The organism is Polynucleobacter sp. HIN7, assembly GCF_030297595.1.
Taxonomy (GTDB): Bacteria; Pseudomonadota; Gammaproteobacteria; order Burkholderiales; family Burkholderiaceae; genus Polynucleobacter.
Genome location: NZ_AP028138.1, coordinates 462,393 through 484,716, shown reverse-complemented (window position 1 = coordinate 484,716; position 22,324 = coordinate 462,393). Strand labels below are relative to the sequence as shown.

Sequence of the window (22,324 nt, the reverse complement as noted above, 5' to 3'; positions counted from 1 at the left end):
ACTTAGCTCGCTTTACTGAATTCGGCAGGATCTTGGAATGGTTGATGCAAATTCTGCATCAACCAGTTTCCCAAAGTCTCTACATTATCAAAGCAAGCCAAAGAATTTGCAGACCGCAAGGCATCGGCCGGATGGGCGCCATAAGTGACTGCGATCGCATCCACTCCAGCCGCTTGGGCCATCTGAAGATCGTGCGTCGTATCGCCAATCATCAGCATCTTGCGAACTGGAACTTGAAGACGATCCGATAAGTCCATCAACATACCCGGGTGGGGTTTGGCAAAGGACTCATCCGCAGTTCGTGTGTCATGAAATAGATGCTCTAACTGATGATGACGCAAGGATCGATCGAGCCCGCGCCTAGGCTTACCGGTTGCCACTCCCAACATAAAACCCTGAGTCTTTAAGCTCTCAAGCAAGTCTCGCATGCCCCCAAAAAGATGCAACTCATGATCCTTTGCTAAATAGTGATAGCGAAAACGATCAACGAGCGTTGGAAAATGCTTCGGGTCGATAGTCGGCACGACACGTCTTAGTGAATCATGAATACCCAAACCAATTACATAGCTCGCAATCGAGTCCCCGGGTACCGGGAAATCGAGGTCTCGGCAGGCTTGCTGAATGCACTGAACAATCGTTGGCGTGGAATCCATAATCGTGCCATCCCAGTCCCACACGATTAGCTCATAGCGACGTTCGTTTGTCTTCAATCGATCTCTTTCGGTTGTAGCGTTTTAGCCAAAAAACGACTGTCCCTTTGTGCGAGAAAATCATGAAACCGTTTTGGCAGATCGGCTTCAATACGCATTTTCTCCAAAGTTTTAGGATGCGAAAAGACCGCAAGATGCGCATGGAGAAAAAGTTGCTTAACTTTCAACTCCTTATCTCCGGCTTCCAATCCATACTTATCATCTCCCAAGATTGGGTGCCCAATTTTTTGCAAATGCACCCGAATTTGATGCGTTCTCCCAGTTTTTAACTGTGCTTCAACTAATGTAAAACTCGCGCCATCTCGTTGAAAGAGCTCAGTAACCCGAATGTTGGTGTGACTTTCTTGTCCTTTTGGGTCCACCCGAACCCGACGCTCACCGTTCTCTAGCAAATATTTCAACAGAGGAAACTTTAGTTGCTTCGTGCCACTGATTGCATCCATTGCTCCATGGGCGATTAAACGATAACGCTTATCAGTTAAACCCTCCCGAATCTGCCGATGCATTTCCAGAAGCGCGCTGCGCTTCTTTGCCATGATCAGGATTCCCGAAGTATCTCGGTCTAAGCGATGGACCAGCTCCAAAAATGAATTCTCTGGCCTTGCCTTACGAAATAACTCGATAGCCCCTAACTGAACACCCGAACCTCCGTGGACCGCCAGCCCAGAGGGTTTATCAATCACCAATAAATATTCATCCTCAAACAAAATGGGGATATCTGTTGCCAGGGTTTTAGCCTGTGCTTCCGAGATGACTTGATCCAATTTCTTAGGTTCAGCCAATCGGGTGGGGGGCAAGCGAACCACATCGCCCTCAACCAGACGAGAGCTTGGCAACGCCCTTTTTTTGTTAATCCGCACCTCGCCTGAGCGAATAATTCGGTAAATATGGCTTTTTGGAACTCCTTTAGCCCACCTTAATAAATAATTATCCAGTCGCTGACCTGCAAAATCCGGTCCCACGGTTTCCAAAACAGCTGCCAAAACCTTAGTTTTAGGGGCATCCTTGCTTGAAATACGTGGTTTTGAGGGGGGCTTTGGCGATTTATTCATTGGAATATTCCCATTGTCGACCGTTTTGTGTCCTATAATCAAGGCTCTGAGTCATTGATGACTAAGAATTTGAATTCCGGAGCTTGGAGTCGCCCATGAATAGACTCCCGGGGTTGCCCCTCTCCCGTTTTAATGAGGCGCAAGGGTTGGCGTGATATTTGCCGCGACCCCCGAAAGCAGATGACCGTTTTTAAAACGAGCGCCTACATTGAGAACTAAAGGACATCTCTGTGGCGAGCGTTCATGTGAGACCCAAACCAATTTGATTGGTATTTTTCCTGTTTAGGAACTTTGTTTGTCTCACCCCAGTACTCTGGGGATTTTCCTCAGAGCATATTTGTCATCCACTTCGTGTCGCTCAAGTCCGCCTCCCATTTAGGAGAGTGTTATGAAGCGCATGTTATTCAATGCAACGCAACAGGAAGAGTTGCGGGTTGCCATCGTTGATGGTCAAAAACTAATCGATATCGATATTGAAACTGCCGGCCGCGAACAACGCAAAGGCAATATTTATAAAGGGGTCATCACCCGTATTGAGCCGTCTTTAGAGGCCTGCTTCGTCAACTATGGCGAGGAGCGGCACGGTTTTTTACCTTTTAAGGAAGTTGCAAGAACCTACTTCAAGGATGGTATTGATGTCCGCAATGCGTCGATCAAGGATGCACTGAGAGAAGGTCAAGAAATCATTGTTCAGGTTGAAAAAGAAGAGCGCGGTCAAAAAGGCGCTGCCCTGACCTCCTTTATCTCCCTAGCAGGTCGCTATCTAGTATTAATGCCAAACAATCCGCGTGGAGGTGGTGTATCGCGCCGCATTGAAGGTGAGGATCGGCAAGAGTTACGCGAAGCCATGGCGCAACTTGAGGTACCCGACGGAATGAGCATCATTGCTAGAACGGCAGGAATCGGTCGGGATGCCACCGAGTTGCAGTGGGACCTTAATTACCTCATGCAATTATGGAAAGCCATTGATGAGGCAGCCAAAGCAAACTCAGCACCCTTACTTATTTACTTAGAGTCGAGTCTTGTGATTCGTGCCATTCGCGATTATTTCCAGCCCGACATTGGTGAGATTTTGATTGATACCGATGATATATATGAGCAAGCTCAGGCATTTATGTCAGTGGTGATGCCGGATAACTTGCCTCGGGTGAAGCGTTATCAAGATGACGTCCCCCTCTTTTCGCGATTCCAAATTGAGCATCAAATTGAAACCGCCTATTCCAGAACCGTTCCCCTACCTTCTGGCGGCGCGATCGTCATCGATCACACGGAGGCCTTGGTATCGGTCGATGTGAACTCCGCACGCGCAACGCGTGGGTCGGATATTGAAGAGACGGCAACCCGAACCAATCTCGAGGCGGCCGATGAAATTGCACGGCAAATGCGCCTGCGTGATCTTGGCGGTCTAATCGTGATTGACTTCATTGACATGGAGTCCTCGAAGAGTCAGCGGGACGTTGAAAATCGTCTGCGCGATGCCTTGCGCCATGATCGCGCACGGGTCCAAATGGGCAAGATTTCAAAGTTTGGTTTGATGGAGCTCTCGCGTCAGCGTTTGCGCCCTGCTCTATCAGAAGGTAGTCACGTTACCTGCCCACGATGCAATGGAACCGGTCATATTCGTGATACCGAATCCTCTGCATTACAAGTCCTGAGAATTATTCAGGAGGAGGCCATGAAAGAGAATACGGCTGCAATCCACTGCCAGGTACCAGTAGAGGTGGTTGCATTCTTGCTCAATGAAAAGCGTGCTGAAGTGATCAAGATTGAGACGCGCTTTAAGGTGCATATTTTGATGATCCCGAATAAGCATCTGGAGACCCCTCATTACAAATTAGAACGTCTGCGTCATGATGACCCTCGCTTAGATGAGCAAAAACTGAGCTACGTCATGGTGGAAGAAGCCGCGCGCGAGCTTGAAACCGATGCAGTCATTGGTCGCAAAAACGACGAAGTGCGAGCTCGCCCTGAGGCCGCAGTGAAAGGGATTACCCCAAGTCAACCGGCACCTGTCGCATCACCGCGTCCGATTCGAGATTCCAAACCCAGTTCCTCGACTCCAGAGTCAGGTGGTTTCCTCGGGTTTATCAAAAAACTATTTTCCTCAAGTGCTCCAACGGCAGCCCCAGAGACAAAACCAAATCTGCGCTCTGAAAATCGTGGCCGTAATGGTGATCGCAACCGCAACAGGGGTCGCAATCGCAATGAAAAAAATCAGCGTACCGATTCATCTGATCGCATGGAGAAAACTTCTGAGCCAACCGAAGCTGCAGCAAATCGCCCATCGCGTTCAGAAGGTCGTGGCCGTAACCGCAGTGAACGACAAAATACCCAAGAGAAGCTAGAAACTGCTAATCCAGCACCGCAAGTGGTTGGTGCCACCGATGAGTCTGAAAGCGCTGGAGACGAACGCCGCCGAGGTCGTAACCGTCGAGGTCGTGGCCGTAACCGTGGCGATCGAGCTGAGCGCAACGAGAGTGGTAACTCAGCAATCAATTCAGAATCCAATCCAGGCTTTCCGATGGGGCTTGGTGGTCGCTCGGCATCGGTGCCGCTGACTCGAATTGTGAGCACTTTCCGAGAGTCCACCGGAGGACGACGTCCGAATCAGCGTCGGGAGCGACGTGAGGAAGCAAGCCCAATCGTGACTGAACCGATGAATGTGCCCGCGATGAGTCTAGGAGTGGCTACTACAGCACCTCTACCTGAACTACCCAAAGTAGCATTCACAGCCTTAGCTGAAGAACCATTAAAGGATGTCGTGCAAGGAGCGGGAATGGTTTGGGTGGGAACAGATCAATCGAAATTGGCAGAAGTTCAAACCCAGATTCAGGCAGAAATCCCGGTGCCCCGCGTTCCGCGAGTGCCTAAAGCGCCTGCAAGCCTCCCAATAGGCCCGATGGTGCTGGTCGAAACAGGTGGCCAAGAAAAAACCATCGATAAAACGATTTAGTCGTTTAAGGCCATAATGTGAATTATGGTGAAGCCCGTCATACCGATACGCAAAGAGACCCCCAGGGGTCCTTTGCCATTGATCCCAAATACACTCAACGAGACTCATGGTCACACCCTTGATCGTCGACAGCGGCCATTGCGTGATTTACGCATCTCGGTTACCGATCGGTGTAATTTTCGGTGCACCTATTGCATGCCCAAAGAGGTATTTAACCAAGACTATCCATATCTCGCACAATCCGAATTATTAAGTTTTGAAGAGATTCATCGCTTAGCCACGATTTTTGTTTCTCTTGGGGTTGAAAAAATTCGCTTAACTGGTGGTGAGCCCTTGCTTCGTAAAGATCTCGAAACCTTAATTTCTATGCTTGCTAAGCTTCGGACACCCAAGGATCAGGAATTAGACCTAACACTTACAACCAATGGCAGTCTATTGAGCAAAAAATCAACGCTCCTAAAAGAAGCAGGCTTGCAACGACTCACGGTCAGTCTGGATGCGCTCGATGATTCAGTCTTCAAGGCGATGAATGACGTCGACTATCCAGTCAGCGATGTGCTCAAAGGAATTGAGGCAGCACAAAAGGCGGGCTTCGAAGGCATCAAAGTCAATATGGTGGTTAAGAAAGGGGTGAACGACCACGAGATCCTACCAATGGCGAAGTATTTTCGTAATCGCGGCATCACCCTACGCTTTATTGAATTTATGGATGTTGGCTCTTCAAATGGCTGGAATCTTAATCAAGTGTTGCCATCTGCCGAAGTGATTGCCAAGATTTCTGAGCACTTCCCTCTTGAGCAAGTCGATCCCAATTACGCCGGCGAAGTCGCTCAACGCTGGCGGTATCAGGATGGAGCTGGCGAAATTGGCGTGATCTCCAGCGTGACCCAAGCGTTTTGTCATGAATGCTCCCGTGCCCGGCTATCCACAGATGGTCAACTATTTTTATGTTTATTTGCTACCGAAGGATTTGATTTTAAAACTCTCATTCGATCTGGTCGTTCTGATCTTGAAATTGCAAACGCTGTTATGCAAACATGGTCAAATCGCGATGATCGCTACTCCGAGATCAGACACCTTCACACCAAGGATTTAGAACGCATGCAAGGTAAAGTTGAAATGTCCTATATTGGTGGCTAGGACCTGCCGATGATTGCGCGTTCTGAAATTACCGGACTATTACTTGCTGGCGGTCGAGCGCAGCGCATGGGCGGTATCGATAAGGGCTTAGTGCGGTTTCAAGGCAAGCCTTTAATCGAACATGCCATTCATCGCCTGGCACCACAAGTCTCGGATTTATTTATTAACGCCAACCGTAATCAGGATATCTATTCCCAATATGGTTACCCTGTTGTGACTGACGAGAATCAGGATTTTGCTGGTCCCTTAGCGGGCTATCTAGCTGGCCTGAAGACTTGTAAAACACCGTATCTGGTGACTGCTCCCTGCGATTCTCCACTTTTTCCAACAGATTTAGTGATGGCGCTTGCCAATCGACTAGAAAAACAAGATGCGAATATTGCCTATGCGTCAAGTCAAGATTCTGAAGGGAAAATTTGGGCACAGCCAGTCTTTTGTCTAATGAAACGAGAAGTACTTCAGTCCTTAGAAGAGTTTTTGGCTAATGGACAACGCAAGATTGATCGCTGGTTTACATCTCAAGCTGCATGCACAGCTATTTTTGCAAATGAATCTGCATTTGCCAATGCCAATACTCCGGAAGAGCTAGCTCAATTAGAAAAATTTACCAACTAAAGATATGGAAACCAATAAAGCAAATCAAGAGTTCCAATCGGATTTTTTGTCTGTAACGGATGCACGGCAAGCTATTGCTGACTTAATTAGATCAAGTTACGAATTGTCGGCAATGCATCTCAGAAAAGAGACCTTGCCCCTCCATCAATGCCTTGGTCGCATCTTGGCGGGCGATCTTTTATCCCCGATCAATGTTCCTTCCCATGATAACTCTGCCATGGATGGGTATGCGTTCAATAGCAGTGAACTATCTGATGATCGCCAAAATCTTGAATTAACTATCATTGGAACACTGCATGCTGGGCAAACTGAAATGCCTACCGTTAAATCTGGGCAATGCATCAAAATCATGACGGGTGCCTTGATGCCCACAACATGCGACACGGTAGTCCCCCAGGAATTTACCAAGACTCTTAGCAATGGTCTGGTGAGCTTTTCCAGTGACATCGTTCGTGCTGGCGAGAATCGTCGCTTACGGGGCGAAGATTTGCAGTCGGGCAAAGCAGCCATTTTGCAGGGCCGAATTTTGCGCCCTGCTGACCTAGGTCTTGCGGCATCCTTGGGCATTCATCAGCTTGAAGTCTATCAGCGGACCAAGGTGGCAATCCTCTCTTCTGGCAATGAGCTCTGCGATATCCATGAGTCTTTAGCACCTGGTAGGATTTTTGACAGCAATCGCTATAGTCTGCGCGCCTGTCTTGAGCGACTGGGTATGGAGGTGATTGATTGTGGGATCGTGCGAGATAACCCCGACGATCTTCGCAGGGCTTTCATTGCCGCAGCTCAAACGGCCGACGTCATCATCTCCTCAGGTGGGGTCTCGGTTGGGGAGGCGGATTTCACTAAGCAAATGATGGAGGAGTTGGGCGAGGTTGGATTTTGGAAAATTGCCATGCGCCCTGGTCGACCCATGGCATTCGGCAGCCTAAAGCCAGGTTCGAGCAAGCCTAGCCCAACCGTATTTTTTGGCTTACCCGGTAACCCCGTGGCGGTGATGGTGACCTTCTATCAATTTGTCCGCAATGCGCTGTTACAACTAAATGGTGCCAAACGGGTTGAGATCCCTTTGATTCCAGTTCGATCTGCTGTGGGAATTCGAAAGAAATCTGGTCGTACCGAGTTTCAACGGGGGATTCTATTTCAGGATGGCCGGGGTCAATGGGCCGTTAAAGCAACGGGTAGCCAAGGCGCTGGGATTTTGCGCTCCATGAGTGAAGCGAATTGCTTCATCATTCTTCACCATGATCAGGGAAATATTGCGCCTGGCGATTGGGTGGATGTAGAGATTTTTGATGGACTGCTTTAAGATGGCGGGATCATGAAATTTACTAAAAAAGAGATTGTGTTTTTAGATCCCATGCATACCGCCAAAACCTTGGTTTTGGTTTACTTATGCTTTTCGGTCCCCATCGTTTTATTGGCACTCTTTGTCGCCTTTATTCGAGATGGGTCGATTCCCGGTTTTACGGTGATTTCCGCCCTGGTCCTAAATGCGATTTTGGGCTTTGGTCTCTTATGGATCGCCTGTAAGGTCTATAACTGGGTTGCGGAAAAGTTTGGCGGCATTGAGCTTGCGCTCAAAGAACTCACCGAAGAGACCGACGATATTCAGCAATAAGGACTAACTGAATTAGGCTTGCCACAATTCGGTATTGATCAAACTCGGCGGACGTTTTCCCTCGAGAGCTGCGCTAAGGTTTTCAGCCGCTAACGCAATCATGGCACGTCGAGTTTTTTCAGTCGCACTGGCAATATGGGGCGCCAGTACCACATTACTTAACTTGAGCAACTCCGGATGAACTTTCGGTTCTCCCTCAAAAACATCAAGACCAGCGGCAAAGATTGTTTTTGCTTTTAATGCAGCCGCCAAAGCTGCATCATCCACAATACCACCACGGGCAATGTTAACTAGCGTAGCAGTCGGTTTCATTAGCGCAATTTCTTTGGCGCCGATTAGATGATGGCTCTCTGCAGAGTATGGCACCACCAAGATCACATGGTCAGCTTCGCGAAGTAGGGTTTCTTTATCAAGATATCGAGCACCACACGCTTTTTCATCCGCCTCGCTTAAGCGTTTACGGTTGTGATAAACCACTTTCATCCCAAAACCTAAGGCACGCTTAGCAATACCCTGCCCAATTCGACCCATACCAATAATACCCAAGGTGCTGTGGTGCAAATCCATGCCCAAGGGATTGTGCACGATAGACCATTTATCCCATTGGCCATTTCGGATCCAATGCTCAGATTCTGTGATCCGACGGGCAGTAGCCATTAGCAGCGCAAAGCCAAAATCAGCGGTTGTATCAGTCAATACATCCGGAGTATTTGTTGCCATGACTTTGGCTGCAGTCATCGCTGGTACATCAAAATTGTTATAGCCAACCGAAATATTGGCTACGATTTTCAGGCGCTTTGCATCGGCCAAGGCGCTTTGATCGATTCGCTCACTGCCAGTCACTAATGCCCCATCTACATTCGCTAAATGGTTACGCAATTCATCCGGGGTAAACACCTGATCAGCCCGGTTAGATATCACCTCATAACGATCCTGTAGCTTTACTAAATCATCTGGAAAAATGGCGCGGGCAACGAGGATTGTTGGTTTGGTTGTCATGGCTCTGTATGGGGTGTGATATCGATGGAATCAAGACTTTACACCATTTGGGATAAAATCCAGTGATTGATTATTTTCGTGTTTTTGATGGTATTTATTCTTCAGAGCGAGCTATGACCTACGTTGTCACTGAATCCTGTATTCGTTGTAAATACACCGATTGCGTTGATGTATGCCCTGTTGACTGTTTTCGTGAGGGTCCGAACTTCTTAGCAATTGATCCGGATGAATGCATTGATTGTGCGGTATGCGTACCAGAGTGTCCTGTCAATGCGATTTATGCAGAAGATGATGTGCCAGGTGATCAGCAAAACTTTATTGCAATCAATCTTGAGCTTGCGAAGCAATGGCCTAGCATTACAAAATCCAAGTCGCCTCTCGCCGATGCGGATGATTGGAAAGATGTCAAAAGTAAGCTTGAGCATCTCGAGAAGTAATATCAAACTGCACTGACTTAATTTCGCATGCGCCAATTTCACGAACTCATGCACCATGTTCTAGAACATGGTACTGAAAAATCGGATCGTACCGGAACTGGAACTTTATCGGTTTTTGGCTATCAGATGCGCTTTAACCTCGCAGAAGGCTTTCCACTGGTTACCACGAAAAAGCTTCACCTGAAATCCATCATTTATGAGCTTTTATGGTTTCTGAGTGGTAATACGAATAATCAATGGCTCAAAGAGCGTGGCGTATCCATTTGGGACGAGTGGGCCGCTCCCAATGGGGATCTTGGACCGGTTTATGGCTACCAATGGCGCTCCTGGCCAACACCCAATGGCGAGCACATCGATCAAATTAAAGAGATTATTCATACAATTAAAACCAATCCGGATTCCCGCCGGATTATTGTCTCCGCTTGGAATGTTGCTGATATTCCCAAAATGGCCTTGGCGCCCTGTCACGCCTTCTTTCAGTTTTATGTCGCCAATGGAAAACTCTCGTGCCAACTCTATCAGCGTAGTGCCGATATTTTTCTGGGCGTGCCTTTTAATATTGCCAGCTACGCATTGCTAACACATATGGTTGCAGAGCAATGTAATTTACAGCCTGGTGAGTTTATCTGGACCGGCGGAGATTGTCATTTGTACAGCAACCACCTGGAACAGGTGAAGCTTCAGCTATCACGCACGCCCTATCCATTGCCGAGCCTTAAGATTCATCGCAAACCTGAGTCGATCTTTGATTATCAGTTTGAAGACTTTGAAATCGTGGGTTATGAGTCTCACCCCCATATTAAAGCGCCGGTTGCGGTCTAAATCAATTGATGACAAAACCTGCTATTTCCATGATCGTTGCTCGCTCACGCAATCATGTGATCGGCAAAGATAATCAAATGCCGTGGAAGATCTCGGCTGATTTGCAATTTTTTAAGAAAGTAACCATGGGTTACCCAATTATTATGGGGCGTAAGACCTGGGAATCGATTGGTAGACCTTTACCTGGAAGACGCAATATCGTGGTTAGTCGTAATTCTGCCTATCAGGCAAATGGGGCTGAGCTTGTTTCGTCGCTTGAAGAGGCCTTGCAGTCATTGCGCGAGTTTGAGCGAGTGTTTGTGATTGGTGGTCAACAATTATTCAATCAAGCCTTTCCGTTAGCAGATCAGCTCTTCGTTACCGAGATTGAGCTGGAGGTTGAGGGCGATACCTTTTTTGAGATCCCCGATCCGCAGAATTGGCAAATTATGGAGCAGCTTGCGGCAAGCGAAGGTGATATTCAGTTTAGTTATGTGACCCTAAATCGAGTTCGTCACTAACTATTTACCACCGATCGTCATCGAACCGATCAAAATAGAGCCCGTTTCTTTGGTGCCACGAATAATGGTGTCGTCTGCCACCGCGGCAATATCCATCAACATCTCTTTGAGATTACCCGCAATCGTAATCTCTTCAACCGGATGCTGAATCTCTCCATTCTCTACCCAGTAACCAAATGCACCACGTGAGTAATCCCCGGTCACGTAATTCACGCCCTGACCCATAAGTTCTGTCACCAGCAGACCGGTACCCATTTCTTTGAGTAAACCAGGTAAACCTCCGGACGGGGTATTTTGACTGTGCAATTTCAAGTGATGAGCACCACCGGCATTGCCGGTGGTTTGCATTCCTAACTTACGAGCTGAATAACTGGATAAAAAATATCCTTGCAGCTCTCCCTTAGCAACGACTGAGCGCGCTTGGGTACGAACCCCTTCTTCATCAAAAGGAGCGCTACCGGTCTGTCGTTTTAGATGCGGTAATTCAAATAAATCAAGATGGCTTGGCATCACAGGTTTACCAAGACTGTCTAGTAAAAAACTAGAGCGTCGGTAAAGTGCGGCCCCTGAAGTTGCTTGAACTAAAGATCCGATCAGTCCAACCGCAATGGGAGCCTCAAAAATGACTGGGCAACGACGCGTACTTAATGACTTCGCATTTAAACGAGATAGAGCGCGTTGGGCCGCATATCGACCAATCAAGCTTGGTTTAGCAAGTTCGGTGGGTACCCGAGAGGTACTGTACCAATCATCGCGCTGCATCGAACTGGTCTTCCCCGTTGCATTCGCAATCGGAGCACATGAAATAAAGTGTCTTGAGTATGGATAACCGCCGATAAATCCGTTACTGGTCCCCAACATAAAGTGCGCTTGATGCGCAGATACCGAAGCTCCATCGCTATTAACAATGGCTCGATCGACCGCAAAAGCCGCTTTCTCTGCCTGCCGTGCAATTGTGATCGCTTTTTTACTGTCAATTTCCCATGGATGAAATAAATCCAAATCCAATGGGTGGTGCTCTAGCAGATCTGGGTCGGCCAATCCAGCGCAATCATCTTCTGCAGTGTGTTTAGCAATATGGAAAGCGGCTTGCACCGTGGTTCGTAATGACCCGGGTGAGAAGTCGCTGGTGCTGGCATTGCCTCGGCGCTGACCCAAATAAATACTAACCCCGACTTGCTTATCAACACTCTGCTCAATCGTCTCTACCGCACCTTTACGAACCGTGACGGATAAGCCATGGCCCTCTGAAATTTCAGCGGCGGCATCTGTGGCTCCAACTCGCTTGGCTTCTGCCAAAATAAAGTCAATAATGATTCTGAACTGATCTTGTGAATATGCAAACATCCTCTAATGATAGCTAGAATAGAACCATGAAGCAGCCAAGCCCCTTTGAACGCAGTTTTCCTAATGAAGCCAAAATTGGATTGGTCTCAATTTCAGATCGAGCCAGTCAGGGTATTTATGTCGACGAAGGCATTCCTAGCCTACGAAATTGGCTATCGCGCGTCATCACCACACCCCTTGTTTTCCATGAGCGCTTAATCCCCGATGAGATAGAACATATCTCCTCAACTTTAATTGAGCTCGTTGATGAAATGGGCTGCGATCTAGTCTTGACCACCGGCGGCACCGGCCCCGCACGTCGGGATGTCACCCCAGAGGCAACTCTAGAAGTGGGGACTCGCGAAATGCCGGGGTTTGGTGAACAAATGCGTCAAATTAGTTTGCATTTTGTACCCACCGCAATTTTGTCAAGGCAGGTGGCTGTTCTGCGAGAAATTGAAGGTCATAGCGCCCTGATTCTCAATCTTCCGGGCCAGCCTAAATCCATTCAAGAGACCTTGGAAGGCTTAAAGGACTCTGAGGGCAAAGTCTTAGTTCATGGGATTTTTGCAGCCATACCCTATTGCATTGAGCTCATGGGTGGGCCGATCATTGAAACCGATGAGGCCATTGTCAAAGCCTTTAGGCCCAAGAAAAAGAAGTAATTAATCGCTAGTTGGCGTGGGTAGCCGAAAGAAGTGCTCTCGGTAGTACTTTAGCTCCTCGATCGATTCCATAATATCGGCTAATGCCGTATGGGCCTGCTGCTTTTCAAAGCCCTTTACCAAATTGGGCTGCCAACGTTTTGACAATTCTTTAACGGTTGAAACATCAACATTTCGATAATGGAAATAGGCTTCAAGCTTAGGCATATACCGAGCCATAAAGCGTCGATCCTGGCAAATGGAGTTACCGCACATTGGCGCAGTATTCGCTTTTACATATTGCTTTAAAAAGGTGATGCACTGCTGCTCAACCTCCGACTCACTTATCAAGGAAGCCTTCACTTTATCCACTAGACCCGACTTGCTGTGGGTTCCTTTGTTCCAAGCATCCATGCCATTTAGGACCTCGTCCGTTTGGTGAACAACCCATACCGGCGCTGTGGCTATTACGTTTAAGTGAGCATCGGTGATGATCATAGCGATTTCCAAGATTCGGTCGCTGTCGGGCTTTAGGCCGGACATTTCCATGTCGACCCAAATCAAAGGATCATTCCCGTTGGGGGTGTGCTTCATTTGTTCGCTCATCTCTATAATACTTTCATGACCTTTACATTGATCTTCATTGCCGCCCTACTGCTAAGCGTTGGTATGCGCCACTGGTTGGCCATGCGACAAATACGCCATGTCGCCCTCCACCGCGCTAGTGTACCGAATGAATTTGCTTCGCGAGTTTCTTTGGCTGATCATCAAAAAGCAGCTGATTACACGATTGCTAAATTACGCTTAGGTCTTCTCGAAAATGCCTTTGGTGCATTTGTGTTGATCGGCTTTACCTTGCTGGGTGGCTTGGAGTGGCTTAATCAAACGCTCTTGAGCTTAGTGGGACCAGGCATTACCCAGCAAATCCTTCTTTTAGTTTCTCTGGCCTTCATTTCCGGTATATTAGACTTACCTTTTACCTGGAAAAAACAATTTGGGATTGAAGCAGCCTTTGGCTTTAATCGCATGACCCCGCGCCTCTTTTGGCTGGATACCTTCAAAGGAATTGCCTTGGCGGCTGCGCTTGGTTTACCGCTCTTATGGTTAGTTCTCGAGCTTATGGCCACTAGTGGCACTTATTGGTGGTTGTGGACATGGGTAGTTTGGACACTATTCAACGCCCTACTGCTATGGCTCTTTCCCACGGTAATCGCACCCTTATTTAACAAATTTAAGGCGCTCGAGGATGGCCCCCTAAAAACCCAAATCGAGCAACTCTTAAAACGCTGTGACTTTGCTAGTCAAGGTCTTTTTGTCATGGATGGGAGTAAACGAAGTGCCCATGGCAATGCTTATTTCACGGGTATCGGCAAAGCCAAGCGTATTGTCTTTTTTGACACCCTGATTGAAAAGTTAGAGCCCTTAGAGGTAGAAGCAGTTCTAGCGCATGAGCTGGGTCATTTCAAGCGTCAACATATCCGTAAGCGTTTACTGATCTCATTTGCTCTCAGTTTTGTAATGCTAGCTATTTTGGGATGGATTAGTTCACAACCCTGGTTCTATTTCGGATTGGGGGTAACCCCCGATCTCAATGGTTACAACGGTGGTCTGGCTCTTGCCCTCTTTATGTTGGTAGCGCCTGTATTTGGATTCTTTTTTACGCCACTGGGAAGTCTTGCTTCGCGTAAACATGAATACGAAGCAGATCATTTTGCAGCCCAGAAGTCATCTGCAAGCGCCCTGATCTCTGCCTTGGTGAAGCTGTATCAAGACAATGCTTCCACCCTCACACCCGATCCAATCTATACGGCTTTCTATAGTTCTCACCCTCCCGCCCCATTGCGGATTGCGCATCTTCAGCGATTTGCATGAGTGATATTCGGTAATGGGTCTTTTTCGTGCCCTTCTAAGCGCTTCGTATGGCAGACATTACTTAGCGCAACGGATTGAGGCTGATGGATCCCATCATGGGCCATTCATTCATGTGAGTGCTCCTGGTAAACAACACCTTGGGGCAGTTGGCGATCGCTTGATTCTAGAGAGCACTTCGGCGGATCAGGCCCGTATCCTTGAAATCGAACCGCGCAAGAATTTACTCTATCGCTCAGATGCATTTAAGAGTAAAAGCATTGCTGCCAATGTTGATCAGATACTGATTGTTTTGGCAACCGCGCCCGCATTCTCGCCCGATCTTCTCGGACGCGCAGTGATTGCAGCTGAACTGAGTCAAATTGATCTTCATATCATTTTGAACAAATGCGACCTACACGATAGGCTTGAAGCGGCACGTGATCAGCTTGCCCCATACAAATCGATGGGTTACGCAGTGCATGAAGTCTCTGCAAAATTGAATCCGCAATCGCTCGACGCACTTGTGCCACTCCTGAAGGGCAAAGTATCGGTTTTGGTCGGCCAATCCGGAATGGGTAAATCAACGCTTCTAAATGCCTGGATCCCCAATGCAGCGGCTATCACTCAGGAATACTCTCAAAAACTGGATAGTGGCAAACACACCACTACAGCCTGTCGCTATTTTGATCTACCCGAATGGGGTCGCGATGCAAATGGTTTGGGAGCAATTATTGACTCACCAGGCTTTCAAGAATTTGGCCTTGCGCATGTATCGGAGAGTCAGTTACAACATGCCTTTCGGGAGTTCAAACCCTATTTGGGTCAGTGTCGCTTTCATAATTGCAAACACGATAATGAACCTGATTGTGCAGTTCAAGCCGCCGTCTTGGCAGGAGTCATTGCGAGCGAGCGCTTAGCACTTTTTAAACAGCTGGTCTCAGACTCGAGAACAGCAGATATTCAGATCCAGGGGATTAGCCCAGCCAAAGAGCGATGGTCAACATTGCTAAAACCACCATACAAACGATAAGGGCCCGCCACACCAGACCGATTGCCGAGCGCATGGATCGCTCGCTAGGCTCATGACCGATTTCGTAAATCGGCGGCTCACCTGCTTCAGCTCTTGCCAATGCCTCATCGCTGGTTGGCTCCCGCAGAGGCTCTCCCAAGCGAACGCCTAGTGCTCCACTACCTGATGCTAAGAGAACAGCCGAGAGTGGATCTGCCCACTTACCGGTTAAGTTCCGCCAGGCATAAATCGCATCCTCAAAGTTGCCTACAATCGCAAAGCTGATTGCGCTGAGTCGGACAGGGACCCAATCCAATATGAAGAAGAAATGTTTAGCGGCCTCAGATAAATTCAAACCAAAGCTCTCCCAACGCTTACTCGCCTTATCTGCCAGTCGGTACAAAACGACTCCAGCGGGGCCAATGGGCATTAAGAACCAGAAAAATACCCCAAATACGTGGCGATGAGCCCCAATAATAGCTCGCTCGAGAGCAATCGCGATGATTTCGCTTTCAGATAGATGTGAGGTATCAAACTCATCACCCACCCACGCTTGCAGTGCTTGCCGCGCAGCAGGTAGATCATGGTTTTGAATTGCCTCATGCACTTCGGTAAAGGAGTGGCTAAATTGCCTAAAACCGAAGAACAGATACACGACGATGATGTTCCATACAAATGCTAACAGTGGGTTCACGATGTATGCAAATACATAGACTGCGAATACCAATACCGTTGGTAAGCCAAATCCAACTAAGCAGGCTAAGCGGGCGCCCACAGGTGTTGCACCCTGCTCGGATTTGCCACCAAACTCTTTAGCGACCCAATCGAGCCATGCGGCACTCATTCTCCGAATCCAATGCGATGCGGTAACGGGCCGGTATTGCTCGGCAATGAGAGCGAAAAGAATAGAGAAAAAGGTCATGCTTTTAATAAATGATATAGATTTCGTAACATTCCAGCAGTAGCGCCCCAAATAAATCGATCCGCATACGGAATGGCATAAAACCGTCGCGAGCCCTCATCACTATGCCACACCCGTACCTCGTGATTCGCTGGGTTCATCAGAAATGGTAGAGGAACCTCAAAAACATCCGCCACTTCAAATGGATCTGGTCGATATGCTCGAGGAGGCTCAACCAGAGCAACCACGGGGGTCACCCGATAACCAGAGACGGTCAAATACTCCGGCATGGTTCCAATCACATCAATATGATCGCTGGACAAGCCGATCTCTTCCTCACTTTCGCGCAATGCAGTGGAAATGATTGATTCATCGGCATGATCTTTTCGACCACCTGGAAAGCTAATTTGCCCGGCATGATCATGCAAATGATCGGTTCGCTGAGTTAAGAGAACATTTAAACCGTTTGGCTGCATCACAAGTGCTAACAAAATAGCGGCTTCTGTGATCAAGCCCTCTGCCTCGCGTTGCGCAATGATGTCACTGGCGATCACATGCCGATTTTCATCGGTAATTTCAGGAGTCCAGGCCGGTGGAGCAGCAAAATGCCTTCGTAGGGCCTTGGCATCAAACAGATGCTCAGCCACCCGCGCTTGATCCTCGCAGCGATGCGCAATTGGCACCCTTCGCGGATTAAAACTCGGTGGAGCAGCTAAGCTCTTTTTGATGGATGTGGATGAATGAACCATGCCATCATTTTAGGTGATTTAAATAAACAAAAAGGCGACCGAAGTCGCCTTGATTGCTGATATCAGATTAATTACTCAGCGCTTTGCTCAGCAACGACCTCTTTAGCACGGGCAGTGAGCTTCTCTTTGATACGCGCGGACTTACCAGAACGATCACGCAAATAATACAACTTGGCGCGACGCACATCACCGCGACGCTTCACCTCAATACTGGCAATCAATGGTGAGTAGGTTTGGAATGTACGCTCAACACCCTCACCCGATGAAATCTTACGAACAATGAAGCTGGAATTAAGACCGCGATTACGTTTGGCAATCACCACACCCTCAAATGCCTGAGCGCGTTTACGGTTACCCTCAACAACATTGACGCTGACAACAACGGTATCGCCAGGAGCAAAACTTGGAATCGTTTTGTTGGCAGTTAGGCGAGCAATTTCTTCTTGCTCAATCGTTTGAATCAAATTCATTTCAACTCCTTTGGCATCGTATTGACGTTAATCCCACATATAGGTGGACTCAATAGAGGATGCAGTTCAATTTTTGCCAAGCTTTTAGGGTTTAAGCGTCTTTAAAAACGCTTCGTCCTTCGGGCTCAGCAACCCATTTGCACGCGCTTTGATGATGAGATCTGGGCGGCGCTTGAACGTCAGCTCCAAAGACTTTTGCCGACGCCAATCTACTATTTTAGCGTGATGTCCGCCCAAAAGCACGTCTGGCACCGATTTATTTCCATAAACCTCTGGACGGGTGTAGTGGGGATGGTCCAAAAGGCCATTCATAAAGCTATCTTGTAGAGCAGAGTCTTCATCCCCTAAAGCCCCCGGAATTAAACGGATTACGGCATCCATGAGGATCATAGCGGGCAACTCGCCCCCCGAAACCACAAAATCACCGATTGAGATCTCAAAATCCACTTTGTCATCAATAAAACGTTGATCAATAGCTTCATACCGACCACAAATTAGGGTTAATTGTCGATAACTGATGATATCTGTCGCTAACTTTTGTGAAAATGGCTCTCCTTGGGGACTTAATAAACAAACCGGCCCAGGATTAATCCCTCGATTAAGGTGGGAGCGCCCCACAGCCTCAAGACAAGAATCTAGGGGTTTGGCCATCATTACCATACCAGGGCCACCACCATAAGCCCGATCATCGACCGTTTTTCGAGAATCCTCAGAAAAATCTCTGATATTCCAGGTAGTTACAGAAGTTAGCCTTTGCTCACAGGCGCGGCCGGTCACCCCATATTGCGTGAGAGCAGCAAACATCTCTGGAAAGAGCGTCAACACATCAAAATCCATCTTGGTTGAATCCATGCTCATTCACTCCAGTTGGGCTGCCAATCCACTACAACTTTGCCTAATGGAAGTTCTGCTGACCTCAGCTCAACTGATTTCACAATTGCAGGGACAAAAGGAACCAGCTCACTGCCAATCGTCATGACTGGATGAGCCCCAAACTCGGCCATATCCTCAATCATGCCCAGGTGAACTCCTTGCTCGTTATAGACTTCGCAGCCAATCAAATCGACCCAGTAATAGGCATCTTGCTCAGGCACTGGAAATGCCTTTCTTGGTAGCAAAACCGTCTGGCCCTTGAGGGCTAACGCAGCATCTCGATCACAAATACCATCCAAAAGCATCACCACGAAGCCAGAATGAATTTTTGCACTATGTACACGATAAACAGCGGGGGATGCGGCTGAGTGAGGGCCCCTCAAATAAGCCTCCTTGCACGCCAAGAGGGCGATTGGGTCAGGGGAATAGGGACGGACTTTGATGTGGCCTTTTAGACCCTGGGCATCGTAGACGATACCCAAATCAATCAAATCAGAGGGGGGTTGATGACCGCTCACCACTCCCCCTTCAGTCATGGCCAAGATTAGGCCGCTGGGTGATCCTTGATCAAACGCTTTACGGTTGGCGAAATTTGCGCACCAACGCCAGACCAATAAGTTAAACGGTCTTGAGAAAGGCGCATTGCCTGCTCTTTTTCAGAAGCTTGGGGATTAAAGTAACCCAAACGCTCGATGAAGTTCGAGTCGCGACGATTGCGTTTGTCGGTAGCAACGATGCTAAAAAAAGGGCGCTTTTTAGAACCGCCGCGGGCAAGTCGAATGACGACCATAGGTATTTCCTTAAAATCAAATGATTACAAAATGGTTGACTGAATCGTCTTCGCTCAAAAGGGTTTTTGACCAACGAGTGCGACGATCGCAGAAAACCTCATATTCTAGACGAAATGCTCTAAAAACTCCATCACTTCACCAAAGATTATTGACTGTGACCAATAAATATACATTTAAATCAAAGGCTTATATAAATAATCCTGTAGCAGGTGTCTCGCAACCTAAGAGAGGGCTAATGAGACTCATTAGTGCAACCCCAATTTTTTTGATTGCTTGCGCCAATATAGTGCCGCCGTGTCCCGGGAAAACGACCCCGCCCTACTCTGAACTGGTTGGCACTCAATGGGAACTAAATCGCTGGAATATGCCACCAAACAGTATGGGTGAGGTTCGCCTTCGCTCGATGCCCAGTGATGGTGGGCCAAAAATTAGTTTGCAATTTAGTCAGGGTCGCATGAGTGGTTATAGCGGCTGCAATCGCTTCACTGCACAAATTATCGAGGATCCTCGAGGTTTTGAGATCAACCAGATCGCCACTACTCGTATGGCCTGCGCTTCCAATCGAGAGGATATTGAACGCGATTTCTTATATTTGCTGCGGGATTACCGAAGCATTGCACGCGATGGTAATTATTTACTTATCATTGGACCCAACCGCGAAGTATTGGGCTTTAATTTAATTCAACGAACTAATCCATGAGCACCCCATTTCGGTCCAAATTAACATTCTCTGCACTGGGGCTATTTCTTCCTGGAACTGGATTGAATTGCTTTTATTTGCTCGGTATCAAAAGTTTTTGGGGGTGGATCCAGCTTGCATCCCTAATCGCGGGCATTCTGGGTTTTATGCTCTTAAACACAAGTCCAGAATCCTCTGCGGCAGCCTGGGTGTTAATTATTCTTGGGTTTATTGCCTTAGAAGCAAGTTGGTTAAGTACGATTGTTTTTGGATTACGTCCCGATGAGAAATGGGATGCGCAATTTAATGCTTCCTTTCAAGGCAAACAAAAAACGGAATCGGGTTGGCCTGTCGTAATTTGCGTAATCCTCTCGTTGGTGATTGGCGCAGGGGTCATGATGAGCTTTCTGGCTATTGGCTTTGAACAATTCTTCATCTACCAAATTGAAGAGGCCAAAAAGCTCAGTCAATAAGTTGAGCTTAGATCGAGGCAGTTAACTCGGGTACCAGAGTAAACAAATCACCTACGAGTCCGTAGTCGGCGACCCCAAAGATCGGTGCATCTGGATCTTTGTTAATCGCCACAATGACTTTAGAGTCTTTCATGCCAGCAAGATGCTGGATTGCCCCAGAGATCCCCACTGCAATATAAAGCTGAGGGGCTACAATTTTTCCAGTTTGACCTACTTGATAATCATTGGGCACATAACCAGCATCCACGGCAGCACGCGAAGCTCCCAAGGCAGCGCCAAGCTTATCGGCTAGGGGCTCAATCAACTCTTGGTATTTCTCGGCAGAGCCAAGCCCACGACCCCCAGAAACAATAATTTTTGCGGCAGCCAACTCAGGGCGGTCTGATTTGGTTAACTCGCGACCTACAAATTGACTGGCAGTAAATGGCTGTACTGGAGAGATTGATTCGATTGAGCATGATCCGCCAGTCCCGGCAGGATCAAAATTCGTGGTTCGTACCGTAATCACTTTTTTAGGGTCAATCGTTTGAACCGTTGCAATTGCGTTCCCCGCATAAATGGGACGCTCAAATTGATCGGCGGACACAACCTTAGTGATATCGGAGAGCTGGGCAACGTCCAGCTTGGCCGCAACCCGGGGCATCACACTCTTACCATGTGCCGTCGCAGGTGCTAAAAAATAGTCATAGTTTGGGGCTAGGGCAAGAATTTGCTCCGCAACTGCCTCCGGCAACTGATTCGCAAAATGAGTTGCATTGGCAGAGAGAACCTTCCCAACCCCCTCAATCTTGCTGGCTTCCTGGACTATCGCATCTACATCATGGCCCACTACCAAAATATCGACTACGTTGGCGCATTGCTTAGCAGCGCTTACCGCATGATGCGTGGCCATTTTTAATGATTGCTGATCGTACTCAGCGAGAACCAGTGCAGCCATTACAGTACCTTTGCTTCGTTTTTTAATTTATCAATCAAAGTTGCTACATCCGGCACTTTGATACCCGCTGAGCGCTTTGGTGGCTCCTCGACCCGAATGGTTTTCAACCGTGGGGTAATATCAATTCCTAGATCATCGGGCTTGACGATATCCAACTGCTTTTTCTTAGCTTTCATAATGTTGGGTAGAGTGACGTAACGCGGCTCATTTAAGCGTAGATCGGTCGTAATCACAGCAGGCAAAGAAACTGCGACGGTCTCAAGGCCGCCATCTACCTCACGCGTAACCGATGCCTGCCCATTACTAATTGTTACCTTAGAAGCAAATGTTGCCTGGGGCAGATTGAGCAAGGCGGCTAACATTTGGCCGGTTTGATTACTATCATCATCAATCGCCTGCTTACCCATAATGATGAGCTGAGGCTGCTCTTTGGAATAGATTGCCTGAAGTAATTTAGCAACTGCTAAAGGCTGTAATTCGATATCGGTCTCGCATAAGATGGCACGATCTGCACCGATCGCCAAGGCAGTTCTTAAGGTCTCTTGGCATGCTTGGGGGCCTGCTGAAAAAGCAAGAATTTCTGTAACAAGGCCTGCCTCTTTGAGTCGAACCGCCTCCTCAACAGCAATTTCATCAAAGGGATTCATGCTCATTTTGACATTCGCAATGTCTACCCCCGATTGATCCGATTTGACCCGGACCTTCACGTTGTAATCGACCACTCGCTTGACTGCGACCAAAACCTTCATGAAAGAGGACCTTTTTACGTATCTAA

26 protein-coding genes are annotated in these 22,324 nt (G+C 47.9%); 13 read left to right on the top strand and 13 right to left on the bottom strand.

Translation table 11 applies throughout. The annotated features are described in order from the left end of the window. Positions 1-2 precede the first annotated feature (2 nt). On the bottom strand, positions 3-710 hold the full coding sequence (locus tag QUE64_RS02510; protein WP_286224227.1) for an HAD-IA family hydrolase: 708 nt from the start codon (positions 708-710) through the stop codon (positions 3-5). Continuing rightward, complete coding sequence (locus tag QUE64_RS02505; RefSeq protein ID WP_286225779.1) at positions 707-1,762, bottom strand: RluA family pseudouridine synthase; 1,056 nt, start codon at positions 1,760-1,762, stop codon at positions 707-709. Before QUE64_RS02505 ends, QUE64_RS02510 begins: the two co-directional genes overlap by 4 nt. A 388-nt stretch (positions 1,763-2,150) precedes the next feature. Here QUE64_RS02505 and QUE64_RS02500 point away from each other — a divergent pair, with 388 nt between their 5' ends. The 5 genes from QUE64_RS02500 to QUE64_RS02480 are packed head-to-tail and all read left to right on the top strand — an operon-like array spanning position 2,151 to position 8,088. Further along, positions 2,151-4,715 (top strand): Rne/Rng family ribonuclease, encoded by a 2,565-nt coding sequence (locus QUE64_RS02500; protein ID WP_286225778.1) that lies wholly within the window; start codon positions 2,151-2,153, stop codon positions 4,713-4,715. Between the two features lie 24 nt (positions 4,716-4,739). Beyond that, entirely contained in the window at positions 4,740-5,855 is a 1,116-nt protein-coding gene (moaA, locus tag QUE64_RS02495; protein ID WP_286225777.1) for a GTP 3',8-cyclase MoaA, read from the top strand. A gap of 9 nt (positions 5,856-5,864) precedes the next feature. Next, the gene (gene mobA, locus QUE64_RS02490; protein ID WP_286225776.1) at positions 5,865-6,470 is read left to right on the top strand and encodes a molybdenum cofactor guanylyltransferase MobA; all 606 of its coding nucleotides are present in this window, start codon (positions 5,865-5,867) and stop codon (positions 6,468-6,470) included. Positions 6,471-6,474: 4 nt separating this feature from the next. Next, positions 6,475-7,776 (top strand): molybdopterin molybdotransferase MoeA, encoded by a 1,302-nt coding sequence (gene moeA / locus QUE64_RS02485; RefSeq protein WP_286225775.1) that lies wholly within the window; start codon positions 6,475-6,477, stop codon positions 7,774-7,776. A 12-nt stretch (positions 7,777-7,788) separates the two neighbouring features. Continuing rightward, the gene (locus QUE64_RS02480; protein ID WP_108507984.1) at positions 7,789-8,088 is read left to right on the top strand and encodes a hypothetical protein; all 300 of its coding nucleotides are present in this window, start codon (positions 7,789-7,791) and stop codon (positions 8,086-8,088) included. 12 nt (positions 8,089-8,100) lie between these two features. Here QUE64_RS02480 and QUE64_RS02475 read toward each other — a convergent pair whose 3' ends face one another. Continuing rightward, complete coding sequence (locus QUE64_RS02475; protein ID WP_286225774.1) at positions 8,101-9,087, bottom strand: 2-hydroxyacid dehydrogenase; 987 nt, start codon at positions 9,085-9,087, stop codon at positions 8,101-8,103. 113 nt (positions 9,088-9,200) lie between these two features. Between QUE64_RS02475 and fdxA the strand changes: the two genes are divergently transcribed. The 3 genes from fdxA to QUE64_RS02460 are packed head-to-tail and all read left to right on the top strand — an operon-like array spanning position 9,201 to position 10,846. Beyond that, positions 9,201-9,524, top strand: coding sequence for a ferredoxin FdxA (fdxA, locus tag QUE64_RS02470; RefSeq protein ID WP_286226150.1), 324 nt, complete (start codon positions 9,201-9,203; stop codon positions 9,522-9,524). A gap of 27 nt (positions 9,525-9,551) precedes the next feature. Continuing rightward, positions 9,552-10,346, top strand: coding sequence for a thymidylate synthase (locus QUE64_RS02465; protein ID WP_286225773.1), 795 nt, complete (start codon positions 9,552-9,554; stop codon positions 10,344-10,346). Between the two features lie 8 nt (positions 10,347-10,354). After that, the gene (locus QUE64_RS02460; RefSeq protein WP_286225772.1) at positions 10,355-10,846 is read left to right on the top strand and encodes a dihydrofolate reductase; all 492 of its coding nucleotides are present in this window, start codon (positions 10,355-10,357) and stop codon (positions 10,844-10,846) included. Here the strand turns inward: QUE64_RS02460 and pmbA are convergent, their stop codons facing one another. Then, a complete protein-coding gene (pmbA, locus tag QUE64_RS02455) occupies positions 10,847-12,193 on the bottom strand; it encodes a metalloprotease PmbA (RefSeq protein ID WP_286225771.1) in 1,347 nt (448 codons plus the stop codon). A gap of 26 nt (positions 12,194-12,219) precedes the next feature. On the opposite strand from pmbA, the gene mog reads away from it, so the two are divergent. Next, positions 12,220-12,837 carry a molybdopterin adenylyltransferase gene (mog, locus tag QUE64_RS02450; protein ID WP_286225770.1) on the top strand — a complete coding sequence of 206 codons (618 nt, stop codon included), beginning with the start codon at positions 12,220-12,222 and terminating at the stop codon, positions 12,835-12,837. On the opposite strand, the gene orn is transcribed toward mog, so the two are convergent. Beyond that, positions 12,838-13,410: an oligoribonuclease gene (gene orn, locus QUE64_RS02445; protein WP_286225769.1), complete on the bottom strand. Its 573-nt coding sequence runs from the start codon at positions 13,408-13,410 to the stop codon at positions 12,838-12,840. 27 nt (positions 13,411-13,437) lie between these two features. On the opposite strand from orn, the gene QUE64_RS02440 reads away from it, so the two are divergent. Both QUE64_RS02440 and rsgA read left to right on the top strand, forming a co-directional pair. Beyond that, positions 13,438-14,688, top strand: a complete 1,251-nt coding sequence (locus QUE64_RS02440; protein ID WP_286225768.1) for a M48 family metallopeptidase — start codon at positions 13,438-13,440, stop codon at positions 14,686-14,688. 13 nt (positions 14,689-14,701) lie between these two features. Next, on the top strand, positions 14,702-15,697 hold the full coding sequence (gene rsgA / locus QUE64_RS02435) for a ribosome small subunit-dependent GTPase A (protein WP_286225767.1): 996 nt from the start codon (positions 14,702-14,704) through the stop codon (positions 15,695-15,697). Here the strand turns inward: rsgA and QUE64_RS02430 are convergent. The 6 genes from QUE64_RS02430 to rpsP form a co-directional block, all read right to left on the bottom strand. After that, positions 15,642-16,598: a CobD/CbiB family protein gene (locus QUE64_RS02430; protein ID WP_286225766.1), complete on the bottom strand. Its 957-nt coding sequence runs from the start codon at positions 16,596-16,598 to the stop codon at positions 15,642-15,644. The genes rsgA and QUE64_RS02430 overlap by 56 nt on opposite strands. Next, positions 16,595-17,326 carry a CoA pyrophosphatase gene (locus tag QUE64_RS02425; RefSeq protein ID WP_286225765.1) on the bottom strand — a complete coding sequence of 244 codons (732 nt, stop codon included), beginning with the start codon at positions 17,324-17,326 and terminating at the stop codon, positions 16,595-16,597. Before QUE64_RS02425 ends, QUE64_RS02430 begins: the two co-directional genes overlap by 4 nt. A 71-nt stretch (positions 17,327-17,397) precedes the next feature. After that, positions 17,398-17,796: a 50S ribosomal protein L19 gene (gene rplS / locus QUE64_RS02420; protein WP_286224199.1), complete on the bottom strand. Its 399-nt coding sequence runs from the start codon at positions 17,794-17,796 to the stop codon at positions 17,398-17,400. Positions 17,797-17,880: 84 nt separating this feature from the next. Beyond that, complete coding sequence (gene trmD, locus QUE64_RS02415; RefSeq protein ID WP_286226149.1) at positions 17,881-18,633, bottom strand: tRNA (guanosine(37)-N1)-methyltransferase TrmD; 753 nt, start codon at positions 18,631-18,633, stop codon at positions 17,881-17,883. 17 nt (positions 18,634-18,650) lie between these two features. Next, complete coding sequence (rimM, locus tag QUE64_RS02410) at positions 18,651-19,205, bottom strand: ribosome maturation factor RimM (protein WP_286225764.1); 555 nt, start codon at positions 19,203-19,205, stop codon at positions 18,651-18,653. An 8-nt stretch (positions 19,206-19,213) separates the two neighbouring features. Beyond that, positions 19,214-19,459: a 30S ribosomal protein S16 gene (gene rpsP / locus QUE64_RS02405; protein ID WP_108507972.1), complete on the bottom strand. Its 246-nt coding sequence runs from the start codon at positions 19,457-19,459 to the stop codon at positions 19,214-19,216. Between the two features lie 236 nt (positions 19,460-19,695). Here rpsP and QUE64_RS02400 point away from each other — a divergent pair, with 236 nt between their 5' ends. Together QUE64_RS02400 and QUE64_RS02395 are read left to right on the top strand one after the other, a co-directional pair. Next, positions 19,696-20,160 (top strand): META domain-containing protein, encoded by a 465-nt coding sequence (locus QUE64_RS02400; protein ID WP_286225763.1) that lies wholly within the window; start codon positions 19,696-19,698, stop codon positions 20,158-20,160. Beyond that, entirely contained in the window at positions 20,157-20,612 is a 456-nt protein-coding gene (locus QUE64_RS02395; protein ID WP_286224197.1) for a hypothetical protein, read from the top strand. Before QUE64_RS02400 ends, QUE64_RS02395 begins: the two co-directional genes overlap by 4 nt. Before the next feature lie 7 nt (positions 20,613-20,619). On the opposite strand, the gene QUE64_RS02390 is transcribed toward QUE64_RS02395, so the two are convergent. Both QUE64_RS02390 and QUE64_RS02385 read right to left on the bottom strand, forming a co-directional pair. Then, positions 20,620-21,549 carry an electron transfer flavoprotein subunit alpha/FixB family protein gene (locus QUE64_RS02390; RefSeq protein ID WP_286225762.1) on the bottom strand — a complete coding sequence of 310 codons (930 nt, stop codon included), beginning with the start codon at positions 21,547-21,549 and terminating at the stop codon, positions 20,620-20,622. Beyond that, on the bottom strand, positions 21,549-22,298 hold the full coding sequence (locus tag QUE64_RS02385) for an electron transfer flavoprotein subunit beta/FixA family protein (RefSeq protein WP_286225761.1): 750 nt from the start codon (positions 22,296-22,298) through the stop codon (positions 21,549-21,551). Before QUE64_RS02385 ends, QUE64_RS02390 begins: the two co-directional genes overlap by 1 nt. Between the last annotated feature and the right edge of the window lie 26 nt (positions 22,299-22,324).

Excerpts from the sequence above, each read along its gene's own strand:
- QUE64_RS02505 (WP_286225779.1), bottom strand. The coding sequence starts at position 1,762 with ATGAATAAATCGCCAAAGCCCCCCTCAAAACCACGTATTTCAAGCAAG.
- QUE64_RS02500 (WP_286225778.1), top strand. The coding sequence starts at position 2,151 with ATGAAGCGCATGTTATTCAATGCAACGCAACAGGAAGAGTTGCGGGTT.
- moaA (WP_286225777.1), top strand. The coding sequence starts at position 4,740 with ATGGTGAAGCCCGTCATACCGATACGCAAAGAGACCCCCAGGGGTCCT.
- mobA (WP_286225776.1), top strand. The coding sequence starts at position 5,865 with ATGATTGCGCGTTCTGAAATTACCGGACTATTACTTGCTGGCGGTCGA.
- moeA (WP_286225775.1), top strand. The coding sequence starts at position 6,475 with ATGGAAACCAATAAAGCAAATCAAGAGTTCCAATCGGATTTTTTGTCT.
- QUE64_RS02480 (WP_108507984.1), top strand. The coding sequence starts at position 7,789 with ATGAAATTTACTAAAAAAGAGATTGTGTTTTTAGATCCCATGCATACC.
- QUE64_RS02475 (WP_286225774.1), bottom strand. The coding sequence starts at position 9,087 with ATGACAACCAAACCAACAATCCTCGTTGCCCGCGCCATTTTTCCAGAT.
- fdxA (WP_286226150.1), top strand. The coding sequence starts at position 9,201 with ATGACCTACGTTGTCACTGAATCCTGTATTCGTTGTAAATACACCGAT.
- QUE64_RS02465 (WP_286225773.1), top strand. The coding sequence starts at position 9,552 with ATGCGCCAATTTCACGAACTCATGCACCATGTTCTAGAACATGGTACT.
- QUE64_RS02460 (WP_286225772.1), top strand. The coding sequence starts at position 10,355 with ATGACAAAACCTGCTATTTCCATGATCGTTGCTCGCTCACGCAATCAT.
- pmbA (WP_286225771.1), bottom strand. The coding sequence starts at position 12,193 with ATGTTTGCATATTCACAAGATCAGTTCAGAATCATTATTGACTTTATT.
- mog (WP_286225770.1), top strand. The coding sequence starts at position 12,220 with ATGAAGCAGCCAAGCCCCTTTGAACGCAGTTTTCCTAATGAAGCCAAA.
- orn (WP_286225769.1), bottom strand. The coding sequence starts at position 13,410 with ATGAAGCACACCCCCAACGGGAATGATCCTTTGATTTGGGTCGACATG.
- QUE64_RS02440 (WP_286225768.1), top strand. The coding sequence starts at position 13,438 with ATGACCTTTACATTGATCTTCATTGCCGCCCTACTGCTAAGCGTTGGT.
- rsgA (WP_286225767.1), top strand. The coding sequence starts at position 14,702 with ATGGGTCTTTTTCGTGCCCTTCTAAGCGCTTCGTATGGCAGACATTAC.
- QUE64_RS02430 (WP_286225766.1), bottom strand. The coding sequence starts at position 16,598 with ATGACCTTTTTCTCTATTCTTTTCGCTCTCATTGCCGAGCAATACCGG.
- QUE64_RS02425 (WP_286225765.1), bottom strand. The coding sequence starts at position 17,326 with ATGGTTCATTCATCCACATCCATCAAAAAGAGCTTAGCTGCTCCACCG.
- rplS (WP_286224199.1), bottom strand. The coding sequence starts at position 17,796 with ATGAATTTGATTCAAACGATTGAGCAAGAAGAAATTGCTCGCCTAACT.
- trmD (WP_286226149.1), bottom strand. The coding sequence starts at position 18,633 with ATGGATTTTGATGTGTTGACGCTCTTTCCAGAGATGTTTGCTGCTCTC.
- rimM (WP_286225764.1), bottom strand. The coding sequence starts at position 19,205 with ATGACTGAAGGGGGAGTGGTGAGCGGTCATCAACCCCCCTCTGATTTG.
- rpsP (WP_108507972.1), bottom strand. The coding sequence starts at position 19,459 with ATGGTCGTCATTCGACTTGCCCGCGGCGGTTCTAAAAAGCGCCCTTTT.
- QUE64_RS02400 (WP_286225763.1), top strand. The coding sequence starts at position 19,696 with ATGAGACTCATTAGTGCAACCCCAATTTTTTTGATTGCTTGCGCCAAT.
- QUE64_RS02395 (WP_286224197.1), top strand. The coding sequence starts at position 20,157 with ATGAGCACCCCATTTCGGTCCAAATTAACATTCTCTGCACTGGGGCTA.
- QUE64_RS02390 (WP_286225762.1), bottom strand. The coding sequence starts at position 21,549 with ATGGCTGCACTGGTTCTCGCTGAGTACGATCAGCAATCATTAAAAATG.
- QUE64_RS02385 (WP_286225761.1), bottom strand. The coding sequence starts at position 22,298 with ATGAAGGTTTTGGTCGCAGTCAAGCGAGTGGTCGATTACAACGTGAAG.